The sequence below is a fragment of the Isoptericola sp. NPDC055063 genome (assembly GCF_053608125.1).
Map to the genome: position 1 here is coordinate 59,415 of NZ_JBSGUW010000008.1, position 1,033 is coordinate 60,447.

Below are 1,033 nucleotides of genomic sequence, written 5' to 3' on the forward strand. Positions count from 1 at the left end.
ATGGTCCCCAGCCCCCGGGGTACAAACAGGGTGGTCCCACTCTTTCGACCCCCCAAAACCTTACCCAACCGCCTGTTCGGCGGGCTGCTCAGCCCCCGAGGAGCGCCGCCAGCTCCGGGTGGCCGAGATAGTCCGCCCAGCCGGCAGGTGTCATCCCGAAACGTCCGTCGACGGCGGTGGGGTCTGCGCCGCGCTCGAGCAGCAGCCGGGCGTCGTCCGGGGTGCCGGTGGCGGCTGCATGATGCAGCGCCGTGGAGCCGTCGTCGGCCGCGACCGTGACCGGGTCGAGGCGGAGCATCCGCTCGAGGTCGGCCGCGCCGCCCCCGAGCGCCATGGCGACGACGGGGTCGCGGCGCTGCTGCCGCGCGCGGTAGAGGTCGCGCAGCAGGCACATCTCGGCGCCGTGCGCCATCGCCTCGCGGTTGAGGTGCACGACGAGCGCGGCGAGCGAGTCCTGGGCGTACGGCCCGCCGCGCGGCCCGAGCGGTGCGGCGAGGGCGTCGTCGTCGAGCTCCGCGAGGCGGTCCCGCCACAGCTCGTAGCCCTCGCGCAGCAGGTCCAGCCCGCCGTCGGCCGTCAGCGGCAGGGGCTCCGGCCAGTGCCGAGGGTCCACCATGTCGGCGTCCGCGGGCGCGGGTGTCGGGCCGAAGATCGCGCGGGCCCGTCTGCCCCAGACGTCGCGGCCCAGGTGGGCCGCCCGCCACGCGATCGTCGTCACCGGCGGGACGGGCGGGTCGACCGGCGTCTGCTCGAGACGCACGCTGCCGTCATCGTCGCGGCGCAGGCTCCACGCCCCGTCGACGGGTTCCCACAGGTACTCGTCGTCGGTCAGCCCCTGCAGCCGTGGCCACAGGTGGGCGTCCCAGTAGAACTCGATCTGGCCCAGCAGCAGCGTGCGCACCGTCGTCGCCATCCCCCGATCCTGCCCGAGGCGACGCCGAACAGGTGGTTGTGCACGTTTTTAAGGCTCCGGAAATGTCCAACCACCCGTTTTGCCCCAAGCCCGGGCGGGTTGGGCCCCTGGGTGGCAGGG

1 protein-coding gene is annotated in these 1,033 nt (G+C 73.9%); it reads right to left on the reverse strand.

The window, feature by feature from the left end; all coding sequences use genetic code 11:
- Positions 1-88: 88 nt before the first annotated feature.
- Positions 89-913, reverse strand: coding sequence for a DinB family protein (locus ACWF41_RS11310; RefSeq protein ID WP_452182540.1), 825 nt, complete (start codon positions 911-913; stop codon positions 89-91).
- Positions 914-1,033: the final 120 nt, after the last annotated feature.